The organism is Streptomyces sp. NPDC001380, from assembly GCF_042895785.1.
Lineage (GTDB): Bacteria > Actinomycetota > Actinomycetes > Streptomycetales > Streptomycetaceae > Peterkaempfera.
Map to the genome: position 1 here is coordinate 97955 of NZ_JBIAWP010000021.1, position 23279 is coordinate 121233.

Below are 23279 nucleotides of genomic sequence, written 5' to 3' on the forward strand. Positions count from 1 at the left end.
GCTGTGCCGGAGGGGTGGTCCGGTGGTGGTGGCCGTGTGGGTCCGGGGCAGTTGGATCCGCACGGTGTGCAGGGGCGGTTGGCGGCGCGGTCCGGTCCGGAGGGGCCGGGTGCGGGGACTGTGCCGGAGAATGTGCAGGTGCGGCGCACGGGGCCCGGCCACGACCGCCCGTTCGTGATGGACGACCTGCACGTCGACTCCCGGGGCAACGGGTCGGGCACGGGGGCGCCGGGCGGACCCGGCAGGCAGGGAGGCCTGCTCAACCACAGCGCTGACGGCACCGCGACGATGGTCGTGGTGGAGCCCTCCCCGCCCTCCCAGGCCCCCCGCTGGACGAGGGGCGGGGCGGAGGCCCCGTCCCGGACGGCGCCGGACGCCCCCTCCCCGGAGAGGGACGGCGCCGGGCAGCACCCCGGCGGATCCGGGACGTCCCCTGATGCGCCGGAGACCGTTCCCGGGCGTACCGGGCAGGTCCGCCCCGGTCCTGGTGCGCCGGACGGCGCGGCCGGGCCGGAGATCGTTCCCGGGCGTACCGGGCAGGTCCGCCCCGGTCCTGGTGCGCCGGACGGCGCGGCCGGGCCGGAGACCGTTCCCGGGCGTACCGGGCAGGTCCGCCCCGGTCCTGGTGCGCCGGACGGCGCGGCCGCGCCGGAGACCGGGCGCCCGGGCGCAGGCGGCGGTGCCGGTGCAGGCACCGCGTCGCCCGGCCCGCGTCCGCAGATGGACCGCGAACAGATCCGGCAGATCCTCGACGACCCCGCCCGCAGTCCGGGTGAGCGGACCAGGGCGCTGGGCGACGCCGCGGCGATGGTGTCCGCACGGGTGGTGGTGCTCGGCCGCGACGGCCACGGACACCAGGGACCGCACGGCCTGGCCGAGGTGCAGGAGCGCGTGGCGGCGGGCCTGCTGGACGGCGGCGTAAGGCGGGCCACGGTGATCCTCAACCGGCTGCTCCCCCTCAAGCCCGGGGACGCCGGAGCGCCGGCACCGCAGGAGTACCGGGTGCTGCAGGGCGTGCGGTACGACCCGGACGCCGGCCAGGTGCTGATCCCCGAGGTCCACCGCCCGTCCTTCGAGGCCGCCGCCGGCCTGGCGGGCGGCACCGGCGTTCCGGGGTCCGGCGGGGTCCTGGTCGTCCCGACGTCGGGACTGGCGGAGGAGGGCTCCGCCGGCTCCGCCTGGATGTCCGACCTGGCCCGCAGGACCGGTGTACCGGTCCTCGCCCCGGACGGCCTGCTCGTGCGCACCGAGGAGGGTGCGCTCCTGACCTACGCCCGCGACGGGGCGCAGGACGGCCCCGCCGCCCCGGACGCGGCGTTCGGGCCCGGGCAGTGGGTGTACGTCCTGCCGGACGGCACCCGCCAGCACGCAGGCCACGACCTGCAGGCCGCGCTGTCGGCCGCTCCCGCTGCCGGGACGGGCCGGACGCCCGAGGGCGCGGGAGCCCCCGTGCCTGCGGCGGACGCGACCCTGGCGGACCGTCCCGGGCGGAACGGCACGTCCGGGCCCGTCCCCCACGGGGCCGTGGTGACGGAGCCCCAGGCGCCGGCGCACCCCGGCGCCGCGGGCCCCACTGTGCCGCGGAGCCGCTTCCAGGGAGCCGCCGACGTGGAGCGCGCTGTGGAGAGGCGCTTGGGGAAGCTGTCGAAGGAGGCGTTCAACAGGCTGGTGACCCGGGCGAGCGGCATCCTGCAGGGGTACGTCGCCCTCAGCATCGTCCCCGGCAGCGGACCCCTGGGCGACCACCAGCGCGATGCCGTTTCCCGGGTCGCCCTCGTCCTGCACCGGGACGGTGCCGACGCCGCCCACGAGGAGGCCCTGTCCGTCACGTCGGAATGGGCGGGTCTGCATCCGGACCGCCTGCGGCCCGCCGGTGCGGAGCGCCTGCGCCGCCTGGGCTTCGACCCGGCCGTCCTCGACGCCCTCGGTGTCCCGCACGAGGCCGGCCGCACGGGCCTGGCCGGTGGTGCGGCGTCCGGTGCGGACGGCGAGGGCGCCGCGTCGGCGCACTCCGCCGCCGACGCGGGGACCTCCGCCGTCACCGGCGCGGTCACTGCGACCGGCGGTGCCGCCGACCCCGCACCCCTGCCGGGCACCCCGCCTCTCCTCCTGAACGGGCCGACCCGCTTCGACCCCGCCGTCCGCTCCATCGGCATCCCGCGCGCCGGACTGCCCGACGTGCAGCTCCTGGTCGCCGCGCTCCGGCAGACCGTCGCCGCGGCCCTCGAGGACGCCCGCCCGGCCGGGCAGCCGGCCGCCGACGTCCCCGAGGACGTGTGGACCGAGCTGCCGGGCACCCTGCTCGGCAACTACCCCTCCTTGCTGCCGGGCAGCGGGCCGCAGGACGACGGGGGACTGGTCCTGACGGTCGGCCGGGCGGAGGTCCTGGTCACCCTCGACCCCGTGGACCCGCAGCACGTCCCCGTCCCGGCCGCCTCGGTGCACCGCGCGGTCGCGGAGGCGGGTCCGGAGAGCGAGGGCCACACCGCCACCGAGAGCGCGGTCGGCTCGTTCAACACCGGCGCCCACGTGCGGACCACCGCCGGCTCCACCTCCGCCACCCGCCTCGGGGCGTCCGCCGGCTTCGGCGTCCCGGGCACCGGACTCCTCGGCAGCGTCCAGGCCGGCGCCGGCGTGTCCTTGGCCACCAACGTCTCCGGCAGGTCGACCTCCGTCATCGCCGACGCCGAGAACGGGCACGTCGAGAACAGCCGCGAGGAATCCTTCCTGGTCGCCTACCGCCCCGTCTGGCGGTTCAGGGTCCGCACCGACGGCACACGCCTGTGGTCGTCGATCGACCCGCACACCGTGCCCGCCTCCGGCCGGGAGCAGCTGCTCCTGTGGGTGCCCGGCAACTACTTGGGCGGCCCGGCCGCGGAGCAGACCGTCGCGCAGGTCGACCGGCCCGGCACCGTCCCCGAGCACCACTTCGTGTCGGGCCTCTCCGGCCTGCCGGAGCTGTCCGACGCCCTCGAGGCGTCCCTCCGGAGCATGCTCGGCAGCAGGGCCGCCGACCTCCTGACGATCGGGAGCCCCACCCGCGAGAAGCTGATACAGGGCGTGCAGGGCCTCCGGACCAACCTGGAGAGGGCGACCGGGGCCGGATACCCCATCCGCCTCCCCGACGCCCGGGGCAGGACGGTGGCCAGGATCGTCATCCACGGCGAGGCCCTCACCTCCGACGGCGTACCGGACGTCCGCCGCGTCGGCACGACCAGCGCCAAGCGGCACATCGAGAACGTCCGGACCACCATCAGCGGCGTCAGCGGCTCCCACACGCTGGGCAACTCGACCGGCGCCGAGATCTTCGCGGCGGCCGACATCTCCCCCGGGCCCGTGCACGGCAACGCCCTCGGCCTCGGCGTCAAGCTGTCAGCCGGCATCGCGCACGGGGACACCACCACGGTCTCCTCCGGCGCCATCGGCCTCGGGGTGTCCGTCCACCGGTTCACGGGCCCGACCAACGCCTACGTCGGCCGGTACCGCTTCACCGCCGACATCCACGTCCTCCGCCCCGAGAGGGAGTACGGCGGAGACGTCGACGTCCGCTCCGAGGCCACCCTGAGCATGCCCGTGCCCGAGGCCCGGGCCCACGGCTATCCCGTCGACCGGGAGCCGCCCGCCGGCCCCGCCGCCGCTCCTGCCGCCGACGTGCGGCTGCCTGCCCACGTGGCGGAGGGCGGGGGCGTCGGCCTGGGACGGGCCCAGGTGCAGCAGAGCACCGTCGACCTCCTTCAGCACGCGGTCCGCGAGGCGGTCCGTGCGTGGGACTTCCTGCCGCCGCAGGGCGACCCCTTCGCGGGCCACGGCCGCCTCTCCCACGGCCCCGACCTGGAGAGCCGCTTCGAGAACGAGGTCCTCCTCGAGAAGATGATCTCCCGTGAGGGCCTCGAGTCCCGACTCGACGACCTCCTCGGGGACGGCGTCCTCTTCTCCCTGCAGCGCCAGCGGGGCGCGGCGGGGATCGGCTTCGACGTGGACACCGCCGAGGTCACCGTGAAGGCCGTCCTGCGCGCCGACAGGACCGCCTTCACGGGCACCGACGACGAGAACCCCCTGGTGCACCTGTCCATGGGCCTGGACACGGCCGGCTTCGGGGCCGGGGCCTCGGCCTCCGTGCGGGCGGGCATTCGGCTCGGCCTCTCCAGCGACCGGCTCCGCGGAAGCGCCGTGCGCGTCGAACTGCAGCACGCCGTCGGCACGGACAACAGCGTCAACTACATCACCAACCTGCCGATGCTCGCCGAGTACGCGGGCCCGCTGAACCGCTTCTCGACCCTGCTCGACTACACCGTCACCGTCAGGTTCGCCCACTCCGGGCTCCAGGGCTCGCTCCGCTCCGGCATCCGCAACCCCGAACCGGTCGCCCTGCCGGGCCAGGAGACCCGGCTGCACCTGCTGCCGCTGCGCACGGACGGCCCGGGGCAGTGGGTCTCGCGGGGCCCCACCCCGGCGCACGTCTTCGACACCGCCGTCATCTACCACCTCGACACCACCGGCGCACGGGCCGCGGCCGCCTCCCTCCTGCACGGAGGACTGCTGGAGCCCTCGTCGGGAGCCTTCCAGCGGATCGCCGAGATCACCACCAACACCCACCTCCGGTCGCACTTCAAGCGGATCCTCGGCGGCCACTACAGCGACGACCAGGGGTTCGACCCCGGCCTCCTGCGCGACTCCCACATCTCCCTGGTGCTCTCCGCGCAGGTGGGCCCCTCGGAGTTCGTCGACGCCAGCGAGCTCCCGTTCGTCCTCAGCGCCATCAAGCTCTGGCTGAGCCAGGCATCCTCCTCCGCCTGGTCCTCCGACGGCATCTCCGTCGGCCAGTTCGACGTCGCCGTCGGCGACGCGGCGGCACCCGGCGTCCAGGCCGCGGCCTTCCAGGCGAGCCGCGGCCTCACCTGGGGCACCTCCGAGGGCGCCACCGTCACCGGGGGCACCGAGCAGATCCCGCTCAGCTTCGGGCGCGCCTACCTCTACCGCGCCCCGGTGCGCCTGGACTTCGCCGGCGTGCAGGCCGAGAGCGGGAAGCTCGCCCCCACCACCACATACCGGACGGAGCAGGCCGTCGAGGGCCGCACCCTGCTCTACCTGCTCTCCGAGTCCGACGCGCTGGGGCACTACGCCGACGGCACGCTGCCGATCCCGCCCTCCCGCATCGCCGACGTCGTGCGCCGCTGGCTCTCCGGGGACCTCACGCTCGGCGGCACGCTGGCCGCGCGGCTCCTTTTGCGCTGGAAGCACGACCGCACCGGCCTGCCCGACCCGGCCCCTCTCGACGACCTCGCCTCGCTGGTCCGGCAGCTGCACGGCACGGGAGCCTCACCCGTCCTGGACCACGAGGTGCTGGCCCGGTTCAACGCGGAGTTCCCCGAGCACCGGCTGGACCGCCAGGAGCTCGACCTGCCCGACCACCTGACGCGCCAGGACCCCGGGGGCCGCTCCCTCGGCCACGCGGGGATCCGCCGCATCACCTTCGACGGCGACCAGACCCTGTGGGACGTGCTCGCGGCCCAGGTCGAGGCCGTCGCGCCCGGCCTGATCACCTCCGGCACCCTGCTGGCCGACACCACGGGCGCACCCGTGGCCAAGGTGCAGGGCGCCGGAGGCGCCCTGCAGGCGGTCTTCTCGCCGGGGCGCCTCGAGGCCGCCTTCGCCGACATGCTCTCCCCCCACGGCTTCACCGTGGACGTGCGCCAGCCGGTCGGCTGGTTCCTTCAGGACGTGGTGCGCGTCGTCGTCCGTGCCCGGTTCACCGGTGCCACCCAAGGCCGGGACGTCGTCCCGGCCGCCGGTCTGGAGATGTACCACCACGGCCAGCGCTCCTTCCGCAAGGGCGCGTCCTTCGCCGACACCCAGTCCTTCACGCCCGTCCGGTACGCCCCTGAGGGGGACCACACCAGGGGCAACGGCGGCCTCACCTTCCACCAGGGGCGGCAGCGCGGCGCCGGCGTCGAGAACACCGGCTACGTGGAGCAGTCCGCATACACCTGGAAGGGCTACGCCGAACTCGGGATGCCCCTGGAGGTGACGCTCCACGTCTCCCGGGTCGACACCGCCGGCCTCCCGCTCACCGCCCTGCTCACCCGCTGGTACCGGTCCTTTGCCGGATTCGCCGAACCCGACGTCCGCACCCTGCCCGGCTCGGCCGTCGTCCAGGTCCCCATGGGCGTCCTGCGCCACCAGCGGTTCCTCCGCCCCGTGGTGCGCACCGCCACCCCCCTCCCCGCCGTGCCCGGCACCGCCACCGTGTCGGGGACCGGGCTGGAGGACGCCCTCCTCGCCGGACAGGCCCTGCTCCGCGGGGTGTTCGGCCGGTCGGCCACCGCCCCGGGACGCCAGGCGAACCTCATCCTGAACACGCTGCTCTCCCCGGGCCAGCTGGCGAACTCCCTGCTGCCGGCGACCACCGGGGCACCCCGCCTGCTCACCCCCGCCCTCGCCCTGCCCGGCGACCCGCTGCGGTACATCGCCGTGCGCATGAGGGCCGACCTGTACGACCTGCACCTGCTCGAGCGCCTCGAGGACAGCGGCATCGGCCGCTACACCAAGGACCTCAAGGGGACCTCCACCACCGCCGCCACCAGCCCCTGGCGGCCCACCGTGGGGGGCGGGGCCGGGGCGTTCGGGTCCCTGCCGCACACGGCCGTCGGCGTCGACGGATCCGTTCCGCTGGCGCGCGACACCTCCCTGACCGGCATCCAGGGCGACGGCCGGACCCCCCGCGGTGAGCTGCACATCAAGGAGCAGAGCCCCCTCTACCGGGTCCGCGTCCGAGTCGCCGGCCACCTGGAGGCGACCGCGTGGCGGCGCCACCGCACGCCCGGTGTGAAGCCGACCAGGACGGGCAGCTACCGCAGCCGGCGGTTCACCGGCACCGCCGACCTGTACCTCCAGGCGGCCCACGTCGAGGAGCTGCTGGCCCGACAGGCGGAGTCCGCCCGCGCAGCCGCGCCGTCCGCCCGGCCATGGCGGGTCTCCGCCCGGTTCCAGGAGTTCGACCTCAACGACCTCCTCGCCGAGGCCGCCCGGCAGCCCGGCGCCACCGCCGGCCTGGCCTCCGGCGCGGTGTCCCGGATGCTCGCGGCGCGGATGGACCACGGCAGCACGCGACTGGACGCCCCCGCCGTCCTGCGCCGCCGCACGCGGCGTCCGACCGAGCTCACCACCGACGCCCCCGCCCTCGCCCTCCGTCTCGACCTGGGCGCCCTGCAGGCCGAGGCCGCCCAGGCGGGCGTGCGCCCGCCGGCCACCGTACTGCGCGAGCCCGCCCAGGCCGTGACGGACCGTGACGCGCCGCTCCTCGACGCGGACCCGGTCCACCTCGTCCGCGACGTCGCCCTCACCCTCGGCGCCTACGTGCGCTTGGACGTCCACGCGCAGGACGGTCCGCCGCGGACGTGGTGGATCAGCCCGTACGGGCGCATGCACGCCTTCGACCCGCAGACCTTCGACGACACCGACCTGGACGCCGACACCGCCGTCGAGGCCGGCCTGCTGTCGGCCCGGACCCGCCGCGACCTGGAGACGTGGGGGGTCGACTCCCGGGAGCTCGGCCAGTTCTACCGCACCTCCTGGGACGTCCCCGAGACCTTCGAGGGGGCGGTGCGCCGCGAGATCGACCGCCGCGCGGCGCGCCTGGCCTCGGTCGACCCCGCCCTCCCGGAGATCTTCGCCGGGGCCCTCGCCGTCGAGGCGTCCTGGCGCGCCGAGGTGTCCGCGGCCGCCGCCCGCCGCGCCCTCGACACGGTCGCACCCGCGGGCCGCCCGGCCTCCCCGGAGCCCGGCGCCGACCTCGCCGGAGCCCAGGAGCAGCTGGACCAAGCGTCCGCGATCGTGGCCCGCCTCAGGGAATTCGCCGCCTCCCGGGACTCCGCCCCCGCCCCGGCGGACCTCGCGGCCTCGGCCGCCCGCCACCTGGACGGCCTGGTGGAGGAGCTGGACCGGCGCGACGCGGCCCTCCAGGACGTCCTCGACCTCCTGGGGCGGCCCGGCGCCACCGGGGAGCCCGGTCCGCGCCCCGTCGACGGGCCGGGGGAGGAGCAGTCCGCCACCGCCCCCCGACCTCCGTCCGACGACCTCGTCATCCCCGCCGGCCTCGACGTCTTCGACTTCGAGGAGGGGCGGCACACGCTCGGACCCGTCGAGGCCGACCGGCTCCGCCGGCTCGCCCGGTACCTGGCCGGAGAGCGGGCCCGCAGGGAGTCGCGCGGGGCCGTGATGCCGCCGGTCGTCATCTCCACCGGCGGCAACGGCACCCGGCTCTCCACGGGACGGCAGGACGCCGCCCTTGAGACGAGCGGCGCGCGGGGGCGGCACATGGCCGACGTCCTGCTCGCCGAGCTCGACCGCTACCCCGGCAGGCGGATCAACGTCTGGCTGCGCAGCCGCGGCCGCGGCGTGGAGGGCCTGCGGCCCGCGGCGCCCGGCGAGGACCTCCGGGTCCTGAGGCGGAGGGCCGTCGTCGAGGTGCTCGCCGCCGAGGCCCCCGACCGCGCCGGCACCCCCGACGTCCCGCACGCGGACGGCGCGCCGGACACCGGCGTGGTCCTGCACGCGGACGGCGCCGCGCGCCCGGACCCGCGGCAGCAGGACCCGGAGCAGCAGGACCCGGAGCAGGCGGTCCTGCCCTCCGACGGCGTGCCCGCCCCCCGGACGTCCTCCACCGACCCCGACGAGGGGCGCGCGCCGGAGACCGTCCCCGACGGGTCCGGACGATCCGGGCAGGACGTCGCGGACACGGAGGGGGCCGGACCGGTACGGGCCGTGGACGGGCCGCAGCACACGGCGCCGGAGCCCGGCCCCTCCCTCCCGGAGGAGCCCGCCGCCCCGCTCCCCGGCCCGGAGCCCGGCCGGCCCCTCCGGGCGCGGGACAAGGGCAAGGGCAGGGGCGGTCCCACGCCCGACGAGGAGCTGCGCGAGCTGCGCGCCCGCGCCCTGGACGACCACGGCCGGGCCGCCCGCGCCGCGGAGGAGGCCTACGCGAGGTTCGCCCGACTCGTCGGCGCCCGCAGGGCGGACCCGTCCGCACCGGGCCGTTCCTCGACCCCGTCCGAACGCGAGATCGACAGCGCGCAGCGCGTCTACCTGCAGGCCCGCGGCGACGAGAGGGCTGCGCGGATCCACGCCGAGGAACTCGGGGTGGACGTCGACGCGGCCCGTGAGGAACAGGACCTCCTCCCGGAGCACCCCGGACCGCTCGGCACCGGGCGGACCGCTCCCGGCCCGCAGGACCCCGTTCCGCCGGTCCCGGCGGCCCGCACGGCCGTGCAGACCGCCGGGCCCTCCACCTCCCCGCCGGAGCCCGCGCGGGAGACGGAGGAGGCCCACCCGCGGCCGGCCGGGCCCGTCGCGTTCCTGGACGCGCCGCGGACGGCTGCGCCGCCGCGCGGCGCCCTCCACGCGCCGGGGGACGGCGCCGGCGGCACGGAGGACCCCCGCGTCCTGCAGGACCCCGCGCCGCAGGAGCCCGTCCCGCACTCCGGCAGCACCGGCGCCCCGCTGCCGTCCGGCCCGGAGCAGGCCGCCCTGCCCGCGGTCCGCACCCGGTCCGCCGTCACCCGGCGCGCGCCGCGTCCGAGCCTCCTCGGCGGACTCCGGGTGCCGGAGACCGTCGCCGAGGAGCAGGAGACCGTCGCCGAAGAGCAGGAGACCGCCCCGGACGCCCCGGAGCCGCAGGGTTCCGCCGCGCTGCCGGGCACGTCGGGACCGGAGGGTGCGCACGGTCCGGCCGAGCCGGTCCTCCGGGCGGGCCGCACCGGCACCCCGGCCGTCGGCCTGCGCGGCGCCGAGCCGCCGTCCGCGGATCCCGCGCCCGACGGGAGGGAGGAGCAGCCTGCCGTCCATGACGGGGAGGTGTCGTTGGCGCCGCCGCCGGCTCCGGAGCCCGGCCGTCCCGAGCCCTCCGCGCCAGGTACCGTCCGCACCCCCGCCCCTGCCGCGCCGGACCGCGGGGCCCCCGTCCCGCCCGCCCCGGGCGACCGCCTGCGGCTCCCCGTCGAGCCGGTCCTGCGCACCGTCACGGTCCGGCCCGACCCGGGGCTGGCCGCGCGCATCCGCGACGTCGAGGCCCTGCAGAGCCGGGGCGAACCCGTCACGGAGGCCGTCCGGGAAGCCGCGCACGACCTGGTCCACCGGGTGCTCCCGGCGGCCCTGGCCGGAGCCCCCGCGGCGGGCGTCCACGCCGTGGTCGCCCTCGGCGACGACCTCCCCGCGGCTCCCGCGCTCGCCGTCGTGCAGCAGGCCGTCAACCACCTCGGACACGGCCTCTCCGTCGCCCTCGGCGGCCTCCCGCAGATGCGGCTCTGCCCGCCCGGGTCGTCCTGAGCCCCGCGGCCCGGTGGCCCCACGGCCCCCACCCGCTCAACGGCGGGTGGGGGCCATGGCGGACGTCGGACGGGCGGCACGGGACCCGCCGGGCGGGGCCTTCGGTTCCCCTTCATGCCTGCGGCGTCCGCCCCGGCCGCCGCCCCTCCGGCCCGCCGCGACGTCGGCGCCGGACGGCGGAAGCGGAACGGGGCGGGGCCGACCGGCCCCGCCCCGCCCCCGGCCCGTGGGCCGTCCCCCGTGGTCCGCCTCTCAGGAGGCGTGCCACTTCTGGTAACTCATACCGTTGCAGTCCTGGAGCTCCAGGACCGTTCCCGGGGTTGTCGAACCGCCCACGAGCGACACGCACCGGTCCGCGTTGACGCTCACCAGGTCGTACGAACCCTTCAGCACGAAGTGCTGCGCCGGGCCCCCGTTGCAGCGGGCCACCTGCACAGCCGTGCCGTTGGCGGTCCCGGCCCATGCCGCGTCCATGCACAGCCCCATCGACCGGATGGTGCCGTCGGGCCGCATCTCCCACAGCTCCGGCGCGGACGAGGAGGAGCACGCGGCGACGTAGAGCCGCTGGCCGTCCTTGCCCGACCCGGAGCTGATGCACAGGGAGGAGGCGTAGCTGACCACGGTCCGGCCCGCCGGTGCGGGCGCGGCCGTCGTCGGCGTGGCGGACGCAGGCGGGGCGGGGGCCGGGGGCGGTGGGGCGGCGGGCGCCCCGGTCGCACCGGCCGTCCCCGTGGCCGTGCCCGCCCCCGCCGCCGGTGCGGGCTGTGCCGCGCCTCCGCCGGCGGGGGAGCCCGGCCCGGCGGTGCCGGACGGCGCCCCGTCCGCACCGCGGCCCGGGGCGGCCTGCCCCGCCGTCCCGCCGGCGGCCGGTGCGTTGGCGCCGTCCCGGGACACGCCCGACACGGATCCGGCCAGCACGGCGGCGGCTCCGCCGGGTCCGGTGGACGGGCCCGCGGACGGGCCCGGGGACGGCCGCGTGGACGGCGGCTCCGAGCCCTCCGCCCCCCGGTCCCTGCCGAGCGCCTCGACGCCGAGGGAGATGCCCTCCGCCGGCTGCACGCGCGTCGACGGCCCGCGGTGCGTCCCTGCGGTCATCAGGACCGGCAGTCCGACCAGCAGGACCCCGCCCACGGCGGAGGCCACCAGCACGGTCCTGCCCGGACGGCCGGACGGCCGCTCCGTGTCGCCGCCGTCCGCGTCCGCCCCGGCGGCCCCCGGCCCCGTTCCGGTCGCCCCGCGGTCGTGCCCTCCCCGGGGCCCTCCGGCCGCACCCGGCCGCACCCGCCGCAGCCGGGAGCGGACCCCGCCCCCGGTCCGGGGGGCGGCGGCACCCTCCGGCGAGTCCGCCGCCACCGCCGGGAGAAGGGCGGTTGCGGCCTCCACCGGCCCCGGACGGTCATCTCCCGGTCGGTCCGGCTCCGGTCGGTCATCTCCCGCGCGGGGAGGTTCCTTGCGGTCAGGTCCCGTACGGCGGGGTTCCTTGCGGTCGCGGGCCGCTGCGGCCGACACCGCGGTGCTTGGTGCGGCGGCGCCGGCTCCCGCCGTGTCCGCCGCCGGCTTCGGCGGTCCCGCGTCCCGCACGTCGGCCGCACCGTCGGCACGGCCTCCTCCCGCGGGCGCGGTGCGGGGGGCCAGGGCGTCGTCCGCCCCGCCCCCGGCCCGGGGCAGTGCGACGGCCCGGCGCACCGTCAGCCCCTCGTTCGCGGTGCCTCCCCGCGGTCCTGCGCCCGGTGGGCCGGACCCCTGGTCTGGTCGTTGCGGCATCACATGTCCTCTCGGATCGGATGGACGGACCGTCCCGCCCCCGCCCGGCCGTCCGGGCGGGGGCGGGACGGCGGGACGGCGGGCGACCGGATCACGGGCGCCCGCCGCCCCCCGTGGGCTCCCCGGCCGGCGGCGGCGCCGCCACGGCCCCACGCCCGGAGGCCCTGTGCGGCGTCGCCGCCCGGACCCCGGCGTGGAACCGGTCGGCGGCCGGCCGGCGCGGGGACGACTGCTGCTCCGGGGCGCCGGCCGGAGCCTGCGGCGGTCCTCCCAGGACCTCCGGGCCGCCGCCCGCCGCGCCCTGCGGCCCCGGGCCCCGGCCGGTCCCCAGCGGGCCCGTGCAGCGGGCGGGCCAGGGGACGGCGGCGGCGACCGGACGCCCGCTCAGCAACCGGTCCAGGCGCTCCAGGACCTCGCGGTCCTCGGCGCCCGGCCCGTCGGACTCCTCGGGGGAGGCACCGTCGTCCGGCAGTTCGCGGAGGAGCACCAGCGGACCCGCGGCCCCCGGCCGCACCTCCAGCACGCGGAAGCGCGTCCCCGGGACGAACACCACCTCGTCGGAGGCGGGGGAGGACTCCGCGGACCGCTGCACCCTCCTGCCGCCGACCGACCAGACCAGGTACCCGGTGCCGTGCGGCAGCAGCGCGCCCGGGTCGAGCGGCAGCCCGCACACGGGCGCCGGCTCGTGCAGCACGGCACCGGCCACCGCCCCGGCGGGCGGACCGGCCTCCGCCGCGCCCGGCGCGGCACCGCGGACCACCGCGCCCCGGTAGGGGGCGAGCCGTCCCAGGCCCGACGTGAGGCACGCCGCGTACGGCAGCAGCAGGCCGTCTCCCGCCCGGAGGTCCGCGGCCAGTGCGGCGTGGCCCAGCGGCCCGTCCGCCGCGGTGAGGTACAGCCGCAGCGCGACCAGGTCCGCCAGCGCGGCCTCCCGCTCCTCCCCGGTCGTCCCGGACAGCAGCTCGGCGGTCCGGGAGGCCCAGGAGGCGTGCCGGTCCCAGGACGGACCGGCCAGCGCCCGGAAGGCGAGGCGCTCCTCCCCGGTGCTCCGACGGGTCCCGGCGGGGACGCCGTCCCCGCCGCCGTGCCCGTCCCCGGAGCCGTGCCCGCCCCCGAAGCCGTTTCGGACGCCCTCCCGCGCGGCGGTCGGCGGGACGGCGTGCGCCGGCGCGGCCCCCGGGCCGCCGGGACCCGCGGTCCCCCGCACCCCCGCTGCGCCCGCCCCCGGACCGCCGGGCGCGGCGGGCACGGGCGGCCCGGCCGCCGCGGGGCCCGCCTGGACGGCGGGTTGCGGCAGAGGCCCGCGCGGACCGGCGGCCCGTCCGGCCGCCGCCGCGTGCTGCCGCTCCCGGTGGCCCGCGCCCGACGGCCCCGCGGGGAGGGCGGGGTGCGGTGCCGCGGGAGGTGCGCCGCCGCCCGGGAGGGCGGTGTGCGCTGCCACGGGAGGTGCGCCGCCGCCCGGGAGGGCGGGGTGCGGAGCCCACCGCGGGCCCGGCGCCCGCCGGGACGCCGCCGCGCCGTAGCGGATGCTCCGCACGCCGTGCCGTCCGGCCAGCTCCCGCAGCTCGCGGCCGCCGTCCGGGCAGTGCCCGTGCACGTGCAGGACGGCGCGCGCCGCCACCTCCGGTGCCAACCGGGCGAGCAGCCCGGACAGGACGGGCCAGAGGGTCCCGTCCAGCCGCTCGCCCGGGACGCCCACCTCGACGACCGCGCCGTCCGGCTGCACCGGGTGTGCGGCGACCGGCACCACCGCCCCCCGCCGCGCGACCCACAGCCCCGCACGGGTCGCCGTCACCTGCCAGCGGTCGGAGAGGTCCAGCACGCCCGGACCGGCGCCGCCGGACCCCGGCGGCAGCGGGAAGGCCCACCGCACGAGGCGGGGGGCGCGGGCCCCGCCCGTGCCCGCCCCGGGGCGGCACGCCACCGCGTCCACGAACGGCTGCCACCCCGGGGCGCCGTCCCGCCCCACCAGGACGGCGCGGACGGTGTCCGAACCGGTCCCGGAACCGTCGAGCAGCGGCAGGCCGGTGTACACCTCCACCTCCCCGTCGAGCGCGTCGGCGACCGCCTGCCCGAGGGGCAGGATGTCCTCGCGGCCCCCGGGCACCAGGCGCACGCCGGACCGCACCGCCCGCGGCGAGGCGCTCAGCAGGGCGGCGACCTCGTTGGGGGAGACGTCCTCGCCCTCCAGCACGCCCACCACGACGGCCGGACGGCGCGGGTCGACCGGCATGGCGTGGTAGAGGTCGCCGGGTTCGGGCGCCCGCGCGCCGGCCGGCCGGACCACCACGCCCGCGGGGATCCGGTCGACCACGCACCCGCCCGCGACGCGCGCCGGCAGGGCGTCGAACGACGGCTGCCAGGAGGGCGCCGGGAACCGGGGGCCGAGGCGCTCCCGGGATCCTCCGGCGGAGAACCGCTGCCAGCCGCCGTCCCGGGACCCGGGCACGGCGGCGAACAGGGAGCCGCCCGGGACGAACAGCACGCTCCCCTCCGGGGCGAGCACCCGCATGCCCCACGCGTCCGCGACCCTGCGGCCCAGGGCGGTGCGGTCCCGGGGGCCGTCCTCCCCGGCGCCCGACACGACCAGCAGGACCTCCTCCGTCCCCGACGCGCGCAGGCCGTCGAGCACGTCGCCGAGGGCGTGCGCGAACCCGGGGCCCGCGCCGTCCTCCCCGACGCCCGCCACCACGGCCCGGACGCCCGCGCCGGAACCGAGGGAGCGGGCGAGGTCGCCCAGGTCGGCCGGCGTCAGGACGTCGTCCGACGGACGCCGCAGCAGCAGGACGCCGTCCACCTCCTCGACGAGGATCCCGCCATCCCCGCCCGCCGCCGGCGCCCGCTCGGACCGGTCGCTGCCCCCCGGTTTCCCGGATGCCCCGTCCGCCCGTCCCCGGCCGCCCCGGCCTGCGCGGCGGCCGAGCCGACCGCCCCACGCCGTCACGGCCGGTCCCCCGGCCGGGCGGCCCGCGTGCGGGGGAGGGCCGGCCCGCGGGCCGCGCGCCGGGCCCGGTCGGCCCGGTGCCGCCCCCGCGGTCCGCGGCGGCGCTGTGCGTCGCGCATGGGAGGACGTCCTCTTCCTTGAACTCGTGCGCCCGGGAAGGCGGTGCGCGGGTGCGGGCCTCTCCGGCGCGCCGCGGCGGCCGTGCGGGCGCGCCGTCCGGGGTCCGCGCCGTCCGGGGGACCGCGGTGCCGGCGCCGGGGGCGGCTTCGCCGACAGGCTCCGGAAAGGCAGTCAAATCGGCCTGCGGGCAGTGATCAAGCGCCCGCCCGCCCCCGCGCCCGAACGTCCCGCAAGTGCGCCTCTTCGGGCAGGCGCCGTGCGCCCGCCTCCCGGTGCAGGCGCCGTGCGCCCGCGGCCGGGCAGGCGCCGTGCGCCCGCGATCGGCGGTGGGCCCGGCGGCCGCACCGCCCGGGCCCCGGCGGCGCGCCCGGCCGCCCGTGCCGTCGTCCCGGACACCGCCGGGCGGCCCCTCAGGTGCTGCGGAGCGCCGCCGTCACCGGCGCCCGCGCCGCGCGGGCCGCCGGCACCACCGGGACGCAGACGGCGGCCGCCACCGCCACGGCGCAGGTCAGCAGCAGCGCCCCCGGGGAGGGGGAGCCGGCGATGCCGGAGCCGATCCCGCTGCTGCGGCCCTGGAGGTCGATCAGCCAGCGCGACACCGGCAGGCCGAGCAGCACCCCGACCGCCACCGCGGCCAGTGCGGTGAGGCCGGTCCCGGTGGTCACGACCGCCGTGACCTGGCGGGGTGTCAGTCCCATGGCGCGCAGCACGCCCAGGTCCCGGGCGTGGTCCCGCAGGCCGCCCGCGGTCGCCGTGAGGAGCTCGGCCAGGCCGATGAGGCCGAGCACCGCGACCAGCCCCGCCACCACCACCCGCACGGCGCCCAGCCGGTCCGCCGGGTTCGCGACCGGCCGGACGTCGAGCCGCCCGCCGGAGGCCGCCGCCAGGGCCGCCCGCACCGCCTCCCGGTCGGCCCCGGGGGCGAGCACCACGTTCCAGTACTGCGGCGGGGGCGGGCCGTCCCGCCCCTCCAGCGCGTCGAGGCCGACGGAGAGCATCTGGCCGTTGTGCTCGGGCTCGATGCTGCGGCCGACCACGTGCAGGATGCGGGGCGTGCCCGCCGTCGTCACCCGCACCCATTGGCCCACCCGGACGTGCATCAGGTCCAGCAGCCCCTGGCCCGCCACGGCCTCGTCCCGGTCCCGGATGCCGCGGCCCTCGGCCAGCGCGTAGGGGTAGGGGGCCGCGGCCGTGCCGAGGCCCCGCAGGGTGACGGTGCGGGTCTGGCCGGGGACCAGCGCCTCCGTCTCGACGCCGGCGTAGGCGGCCCGCACGCCGGGCGTCCCGGCCAGCAGCCGCTGCACGGCGCCGGGGGAGAGGCCCGGGGCCCGCGCGGTCAGGGCGGCGGGCAGCCCGATCCGCTCCGGGTGGGTCCGGAAGCCGTCCAGGGTGGCCCAGCTGCCCAGCGCCACGGTGACGGCCATCACCGGGATGGCGAGGCGGGCCACGGTCAGCCCGGCGCGCAGAGGCCGGTGGAACGCGTCCCGCGCGCCGAGCACCAGGGCCGGCGGCAGCCGCAGCAGCAGGGCCAGCCGGGCGAGCCGGGACAGCCGGCTCACCCGGCGCACGCCCCGGATGCCCGGCACCGCGGGCACCCGGCCGGCGCGCCAGGCGGGCACGGCCGCCACCGCCGCGACGACCAGCAGCACCACCCCGCCGGCGACGGCCGCCCCGGAGGCCGCGACGGCGCCGCCCGGCAGCTCGTGCCAGCGTGCCACGGCGGGACCGACGGGGTCGGGCAGCACCGGGCCGAGCAGGGCCGCCCCCGCCGTGCCCAGGGCCACCCCGGCGAGGGCCAGCGCCGCGTGCTGGTAGACGACCATCCGCACCACCTGGGCCGGGGTGAAGCCGACGGCCTTGAGCATCGCGATGTCCCCGACCTGGGCCAGGACCCGCTCGCCGGCCGCCCCGGCGGCCGCGAGCGCGACCGCGACCAGGGACACCAGGCCGAAGACGCCGAGCAGCAGCCCCAGGAGGCGGCCGTCCAGCTCCCCGGCGGTCCGGACCTGCTGCCAGGTCGACACCCGGGCCACCCGGGCACCGCCGAGCGCCGTCACGGCCTGCTGGACGGCGAAGTCGGTGTCCGCGGGGTCGTGCAGCCGCAGGCCGGCCACCAGCCCGGTCCGGCCGTCCGCCGGCCCGACCGCGTCCAGGGTCCCGGGGAGCACCCAGCCGAGCCCCGGGGTCCAGTCGGGGCAGGGCCCCGAGTCGGCGGTGTCGGCGGTCCCCAGCACCCGCAGGACGCGGGTCCGCCCGTCGGCCGTCCGCACCGCCAGCCGGGCGCCGGCGGCCGCGCCGGCCGCGCGCGCCGCCGTCCGCTCCAGCACGACGCCGTCCGGCTCCGCGGGGTCCAGCCAGCGGCCCGACCGCAGCAGCGGCCGGGAGATCCGCGGCGGTGCGGAGCCCGCCGCCCTGAGCTCCAGGGGCAGCTTCCCGGTGCCGGCCGGGACCGTCACCACCGCGGTGCGGTACGGCCCGGCGACCGCGTCCACTCCGTCCAGGCGGGAGAGGGCGGCGGTGCCGGTGCCCGCGTCGAGGTGGAGCCACACGTGGGCCCCGGAGGACTCCGAGAAGATCCGCTGCCAGGGGTTGACCGCGTCCTGGAGCAGGACCCCCGCCACCATCAGGGCCGTCACCACCGACGCGGTGACCAGGGTCACCAGCAGCGCCTGTCCGGGACGCGCCCGGCAGTCCGCCGCCGCCCAGCGCAGCTCCGCGCGCACGGCGGGTCAGCCCTTCAGCTCGAGGACGTCGGCGAGCGTGGTGCGCCGTCCCCGCGGGGCGGACTCCACGGCGGCGTCGTCCGCGACCCGGCCGTCGAAGAGGCTGACGACCCGTTCGGCGGTGGCCGCGACCCGGGCGTCGTGGGTGACGAGCACGATGGTGCGGCCCTGCTCGTGGAAGCGCGTGAGCAGCCGCAGCACGTCCCGCGTGCTGCGGCTGTCGAGGCTGCCGGTCGGCTCGTCGGCGAGCAGCAGGCCGGGCTCGTTGACCAGGGCGCGGGCCAGCGCGACCCGCTGCTGCTCGCCGCCGGAGAGGCCGGCGGCCACGGCGCGGGCCTTGTCCGCCAGGCCGAGCTCGCCCAGGAGCTCCTCGCGGCGGGTGCGGGCCTGCCGGGCGGACGCGCCGGCGAGCAGGGCGGGCAGCTCGACGTTGTCGGCGACGGTCATCGTGGAGACGAGGTTCGAGAACTGGAAGACGATGCCGACGGAGCGGCGGCGCAGCAGCGCCCAGCGCGCCTCGCTCAGCCCGTCGACCCGGCGGCCCTCCAGCCATATCTGACCGCCGTCCGGCCGGTCCAGGCCGCCGAGCAGGTGCAGCAGGGTGGACTTGCCGGCGCCGGAGGGGCCCATGACCGCGACGAACTCGCCGCGGTCCACGTCCAGGTCGACGCCGTCCAGCGCCCGGACGGCGGAGCCCTCGGAGCGGTGCGTGCGGACCAGGCCCCGGACCCGGAGCACGGCCTCCCCGTGCGGCCCCGCCCCGGGGGGCGCGGGGGTCGCGGAGGGGTCGGAGGACTCCGGGCGCGGGGCGCGGGCGCGCGGGAGCCGGGGACGCGGGATGCGGGGGAACCGCGGGCGTTCCGGCCCGCGGACCGGGTCGGAGGCTCCGGCCGTACTGCTCACTCGAGTTCCTCCTGACAGCGCTCCAACCAGTCGAGGTCGGCCTGCAGGTGGAGCATGGCCCCCTCGATCAGCAGCTGGGAGACGCGGTTGTCCCGGCCCTCGGCGGCGAGCCGGGAGAGCCCTCGCATGGTGTTGAGGTAGTGGCGGCGCTGCTTGTTGATCAGAGCGAGCCGGTCGGTCCCGCCGGTGCCCGGAGCGAGGATCAGCTTGAGGAAGAACTCGTCGCGCACGCGCGGGCCCTCGGTGGGCTTCTCGAACCAGGCGGCGAGCGCCTCCCGCCCCGCGTCGGTGATCTCGTACACCCGCTTGTTGGGGCGGCTGGACTGGCTGACGTCCTGCCCCCTGATCAGGCCGGCCTTCTCCAGCCGGCCCAGCGTCACGTAGATCTGGCCGATGTTGGGCTGAGGGTACGCCGGGCCGAAGGTGTGCTCAAGGGCCTGCTTCAGCTCGTACCCGTGGGCGGGTTCCTTGGCGAGCAGCGCCAGCAGCGACTCCCGCACGGCCCACCGCCTCCTCCCCGCTCCACCCGCGTGTCAGAGTGTACGGGCGCACCCGCGCGGGACCGCAGGCCGCCGTCCCTCCTCCGTCTGGCCTCCCGTTCGGGAGCCGGGTATACATAACGGTAATCCATGGGGTGGGTTGATGGGCAGAGTGCGGGTACTCCTCCGGCTGACGGCCGCGGTGCTGCTGGTCGCCGGGTGCTCCCTGCCCGGCCTGTCCGGCACGGTCCGGACCGGCGACCGGGGCGGCACCGGGCCGGTGACCCTCGCCACCGGCCGCGACCTCACCGGCTACCTGCGGGGCAGGCTGGCCCAGTGGAACCGCGCCCACCCGGCGGAGCGGGCCACGCTCGTCGAGCTGCCGGAGGCGGCCGACGACGCCCGCGCCCAGATGATCAGCAGCCTCCAGGCCCGCAGCGGCCGTTACGACGTCCTCAACCTCGACGTGGTCTGGACGCCCGAGTTCGCGGCGGCGGGCTGGATCACCCCCCTCGACCCGCGGCTCTTCCCGCTCGACCGCTTCCTCGGCCCGGTGACCGCCACGGCGACCTTCCGCGGCCGGCTCTACGCGGTGCCCTACGTCAGCAACGCGGGGATGCTCTACTACCGCAAGGACGTCCTCGACCAGGAGCACCTCCGCCCGCCCCGCACCTGGGGCGAACTGGCCCGCCTCGCCCGCACCGTCGCCCCCCGGCACGGACTGGAGGGCTACGCGGGGCAGTTCCTCCCGTACGAGGGGCTGACCGTCAACTACACGGAGGCCGTGCAGTCCGCGGGCGGGCAGGTCCTCACCCGCGACGGCACGCGGGCCGCCGTCGGCAGCCCCGAGGCCCGCAGGGCGCTGGACTTCCTCGTGGGCGGCGTCCGGGAGGGCTGGATCCCCCGCGAGGCACTCTCCTTCAAGGAGGAGGAGTCCCGCAAGGCGTTCCAGGACGGCCGCTACCTCTTCCTGCGCAGCTGGCCGTACGTCTACGACCTGGCGCAGGCGAAGGGCAGCAGGGTGGCGGGCCGGTTCGGGGTCGTGCCGCTGCCCGGCCCCGACGGCCCCGGTGCCGCCTCGCTGGGCGGGTCGGACCTGGCCGTCAGCAGCTACTCCCGGCACCAGGAGTCGGCGCGCCGCCTCATCGCCTACCTGACCGGGGAGGAGAACCAGCGCCAGGTCCTGCTCCAGGGCTCGCTGCCGCCGGTGTGGGCGTCCCTGTACGACGACCCGGCGCTGGTGCGCCGCTTCCCCTACCTGCCGGTGCTCAAGCAGAGCATCCTCTCGGCCCGGCCGAGGCCCCGGAGCCCGGAGTACGACCAGGTGAGCCTGGTGGTGGCCGCGGTCGTGCACGACGCCCTCACCCTCCGCCGGTCGCCGCAGTCGACCACGGAGCGGCTGTCCCGCGAGCTCGACGCGGTCCTCCGCCGGCCGTAGCGCGGCCCGGACCCTCCCCGGGGAGGCGGCCGGGGCGGCGTGCCGCGCGCCGCCTCCGCCGCGCCCTCCCGGCGCCCGGAGCGCTTCCCGCGCTTCCTCCTCCCGTGCCGTGTCCCCGGGCCGCCCCGTCCTGTCCCGCTCCCGCGCCGCTCCCGTGCCGTGCCGCTCCCGTGCCGTGCCGCTCCCGTGCCCGTCCAGCTCCCGTGCCGGGCCGCCCCCTGCCGTGCCTCCTCCGCCCCCGCCTCCGTGCAGGTCCGGGCCCCGTCACCCCCCGGCGCGGGGTCCGCGGGGACCCCCACTGCCCGAAAGCGCCTGCGGCGCCTGCCTGTTCGACTCATTGACACCCCCCTGACACGCATACATAACATGCATGTAGTGAACGGCCGGAGCTCTGCACCGGTCGGCCCGCTGCCGCGCGCCGCGCGGCCGGGCCGCCGCCCAACTCCGTTACCAGTACGGACGGTGACCCCATGACCGTCGCAGCGGTCCCCAGCGACCCCGCAACGGCTTCCCCGCAAGCCCCCGTGATCCCCCGGCAGCGCTCCGCGCCCGCCGCCGAGCTGCACCAGCCGCAGCCCTGGTGGCGCGACGCCGTGATCTACCAGGTCTACGTGCGCAGCTTCCTCGACAGCACCGGGGACGGCATCGGGGACCTGGCCGGCGTCCGCGCCGGGCTGCCCTACCTCAGGCGGCTCGGGGTGGACGGGCTCTGGCTCAGCCCCTTCTACCCGTCCCCCCAGCACGACCACGGCTACGACGTCGCCGACTACTGCGACGTGGACCCGGTCTACGGGGACCTCGACGAGTTCGACCGCCTCGTCCGCGACGCCCACCGCCTCGGTCTCAAGGTCGTGGTGGACATCGTCCCCAACCACTGCTCCAGCGCCCACCCCTGGTTCCGCGAGGCCCTCGCCGCGGCCCCGGGCAGCCCGGCCCGCGCCCGCTTCCACTTCGCCGACGGCCGCGGCGAGCACGGCGAGCTCCCCCCGAACAACTGGCGCGCCATGTTCGGCGGACCCGCCTGGACCAGGACCACCGGACCGGACGGCACCCCGGGCCAGTGGTACCTGCACATGTTCACCCCCGAGCAGCCCGACCTGAACTGGCGCAACCCCGAGACGGGCCGCGCGTTCGAGCGGATCCTGTCCTTCTGGCTGGAGCGCGGCGTCGACGGGTTCCGCATCGACGTGGCGGCCGGCCTCTTCAAGCACCCCGACCTGCCCGACTCCCCGGACCCCTACGCCGACGAGCGCACCCGCGACTCGGTCAACCCCCTCGCCTGGAACCAGCCGGAGGTCCACGAGGTGTGGCGCTCCTGGCGCCGCCTCTGCGAGGAGGCCACGGCCCGCGACGGGCGCGAGCGCCTCCTGGTGGGCGAGGTGTCGGTCCCCACCGCCGCCGAGCACGCCGCCTACGTCCGCCCCGACGAGCTCCACCAGGCGTTCTTCTTCGACCTCCTGGCCGCCCCCTGGGAGGCCGCCGCCTTCCGGGGCGTCATCGACGAGGCCCTGCGCGACATCGCCGGGACCGGCTCGACCGTCACGTGGGTGCTGAACAACCACGACCAGGTCCGCACCGTCACCCGTTACGCGTCCCCGTCCGGCGACGCCGACCCGTCCGGCGCCGGCACCGGCGGCCCGCGCGCCCGCGCCGCCGCCCTGCTCATGCTCGCCCTCCCCGGCGCCGCGTACGTCTACCAGGGCGAGGAGCTGGGCCTCGCCGAGGTCCTGGACCTGCCCGACGAGGTGCTCACCGACCCCGTCTTCCACCGCACGGGCAGCCGCCTGCGCGTCCGCGACGGCTGCCGGGTGCCGCTGCCCTGGTCCGGCCACGTCTCGCCGTTCGGCTTCACCACGGGCGGTGACGCCCGCCCCTGGCTGCCGCAGCCCGACTGGTTCGCCGCGCACACCACCGAGCGCGCCCTGGCCGACGTCGGGTCCTTCTGGCACCTGTACCGCGACGCGCTGCAGCTGCGCCGCAGCCTGCCGCACCTGGGGGAGGGGTCGCTCCGCTGGCTGGACTCCCCGCCCGACGTCCTCGCGTTCGTGCGCGGCGACGGACTGGTGTGCGCCGTCAACTTCGGCGACGGCCCGGTCCCGGCCCCCGTCGCCGGACCCCCGCTCCTCTCCAGCGGCCCCTGCGCCGACGGCACCCTGCCGGCCGGCACCGCGGCCTGGTGGTCCTGCGACCCCTCCGGGGTCCTGGACTGAGCCGCCCCCCGCCACCCGGCGGGGGACCCACCGCCGCCCCGGCCACCACCGGCGGCGGCAGCCACGGACGCGGCATCGGAGCCGCGTCCTCGACAAGGAGGACACCATGAAGTGGAGATCGGCCGGAACGGTCGGCATGGCGGCCCTGGCGGTCCTCGCCAGCGCCTGCAGCAGCAGCGGTTCCGCGGGTTCCGCGGCGGGCCCCGCCTCCCCGGCGGCCGCCTCGCCCGCCGCCGGTTCGGACCTCCCCGACCTGCACGGCAAGACGGTCGAGGTCGCGGCGATCTGGACGGGTCCGGAGCAGGCGACGTTCAAGAAGGTGCTGGACGACTTCGCGAAGCGCACCGGCGCGACGGCGACGTACGTGCCCACCGG

Annotated in this window: 8 protein-coding genes and 1 pseudogene; 4 read left to right on the top strand and 5 right to left on the bottom strand. The window is 78.1% G+C overall.

Going from position 1 to position 23279, the window contains the following annotated elements; translation table 11 throughout:
* Positions 1-720 precede the first annotated feature (720 nt).
* Positions 721-10323 (top strand): hypothetical protein, encoded by a 9603-nt coding sequence (locus ACFY07_RS23160; RefSeq protein WP_390871235.1) that lies wholly within the window; start codon positions 721-723, stop codon positions 10321-10323.
* Positions 10324-10575: 252 nt separating this feature from the next.
* Here the strand turns inward: ACFY07_RS23160 and ACFY07_RS23165 are convergent, their stop codons facing one another.
* The 5 genes from ACFY07_RS23165 to ACFY07_RS23185 form a co-directional block, all read right to left on the bottom strand.
* Complete coding sequence (locus ACFY07_RS23165; RefSeq protein WP_390871237.1) at positions 10576-11466, bottom strand: ricin-type beta-trefoil lectin domain protein; 891 nt, start codon at positions 11464-11466, stop codon at positions 10576-10578.
* A 712-nt stretch (positions 11467-12178) separates the two neighbouring features.
* Positions 12179-14884 (bottom strand): hypothetical protein, encoded by a 2706-nt coding sequence (locus ACFY07_RS23170; protein WP_390871239.1) that lies wholly within the window; start codon positions 14882-14884, stop codon positions 12179-12181.
* 677 nt (positions 14885-15561) lie between these two features.
* Positions 15562-17874, bottom strand: a complete 2313-nt coding sequence (locus ACFY07_RS23175; protein WP_390871240.1) for an FtsX-like permease family protein — start codon at positions 17872-17874, stop codon at positions 15562-15564.
* 6 nt (positions 17875-17880) lie between these two features.
* Entirely contained in the window at positions 17881-18612 is a 732-nt protein-coding gene (locus ACFY07_RS23180) for an ABC transporter ATP-binding protein (protein WP_230654765.1), read from the bottom strand.
* 161 nt (positions 18613-18773) lie between these two features.
* Positions 18774-19277, bottom strand: coding sequence for a PadR family transcriptional regulator (locus tag ACFY07_RS23185; RefSeq protein WP_390871241.1), 504 nt, complete (start codon positions 19275-19277; stop codon positions 18774-18776).
* A gap of 142 nt (positions 19278-19419) precedes the next feature.
* On the opposite strand from ACFY07_RS23185, the gene ACFY07_RS23190 reads away from it, so the two are divergent.
* The 3 genes and pseudogenes from ACFY07_RS23190 to ACFY07_RS23200 form a co-directional block, all read left to right on the top strand.
* The gene (locus tag ACFY07_RS23190; protein ID WP_230654740.1) at positions 19420-20694 is read left to right on the top strand and encodes an ABC transporter substrate-binding protein; all 1275 of its coding nucleotides are present in this window, start codon (positions 19420-19422) and stop codon (positions 20692-20694) included.
* Positions 20695-21164: 470 nt separating this feature from the next.
* Positions 21165-22904 (top strand): alpha-amylase family glycosyl hydrolase, encoded by a 1740-nt coding sequence (locus ACFY07_RS23195; protein WP_390871243.1) that lies wholly within the window; start codon positions 21165-21167, stop codon positions 22902-22904.
* Between the two features lie 106 nt (positions 22905-23010).
* Positions 23011-23279: pseudogene (locus tag ACFY07_RS23200) on the top strand (carbohydrate ABC transporter substrate-binding protein); the annotation flags it as partial.

Bases quoted from the DNA above. Each gene is read 5' to 3' on its own strand.
- ACFY07_RS23160 (WP_390871235.1), top strand. From the start codon at position 721: ATGGACCGCGAACAGATCCGGCAGATCCTCGACGACCCCGCCCGCAGT.
- ACFY07_RS23190 (WP_230654740.1), top strand. From the start codon at position 19,420: ATGGGCAGAGTGCGGGTACTCCTCCGGCTGACGGCCGCGGTGCTGCTG.
- ACFY07_RS23195 (WP_390871243.1), top strand. From the start codon at position 21,165: ATGACCGTCGCAGCGGTCCCCAGCGACCCCGCAACGGCTTCCCCGCAA.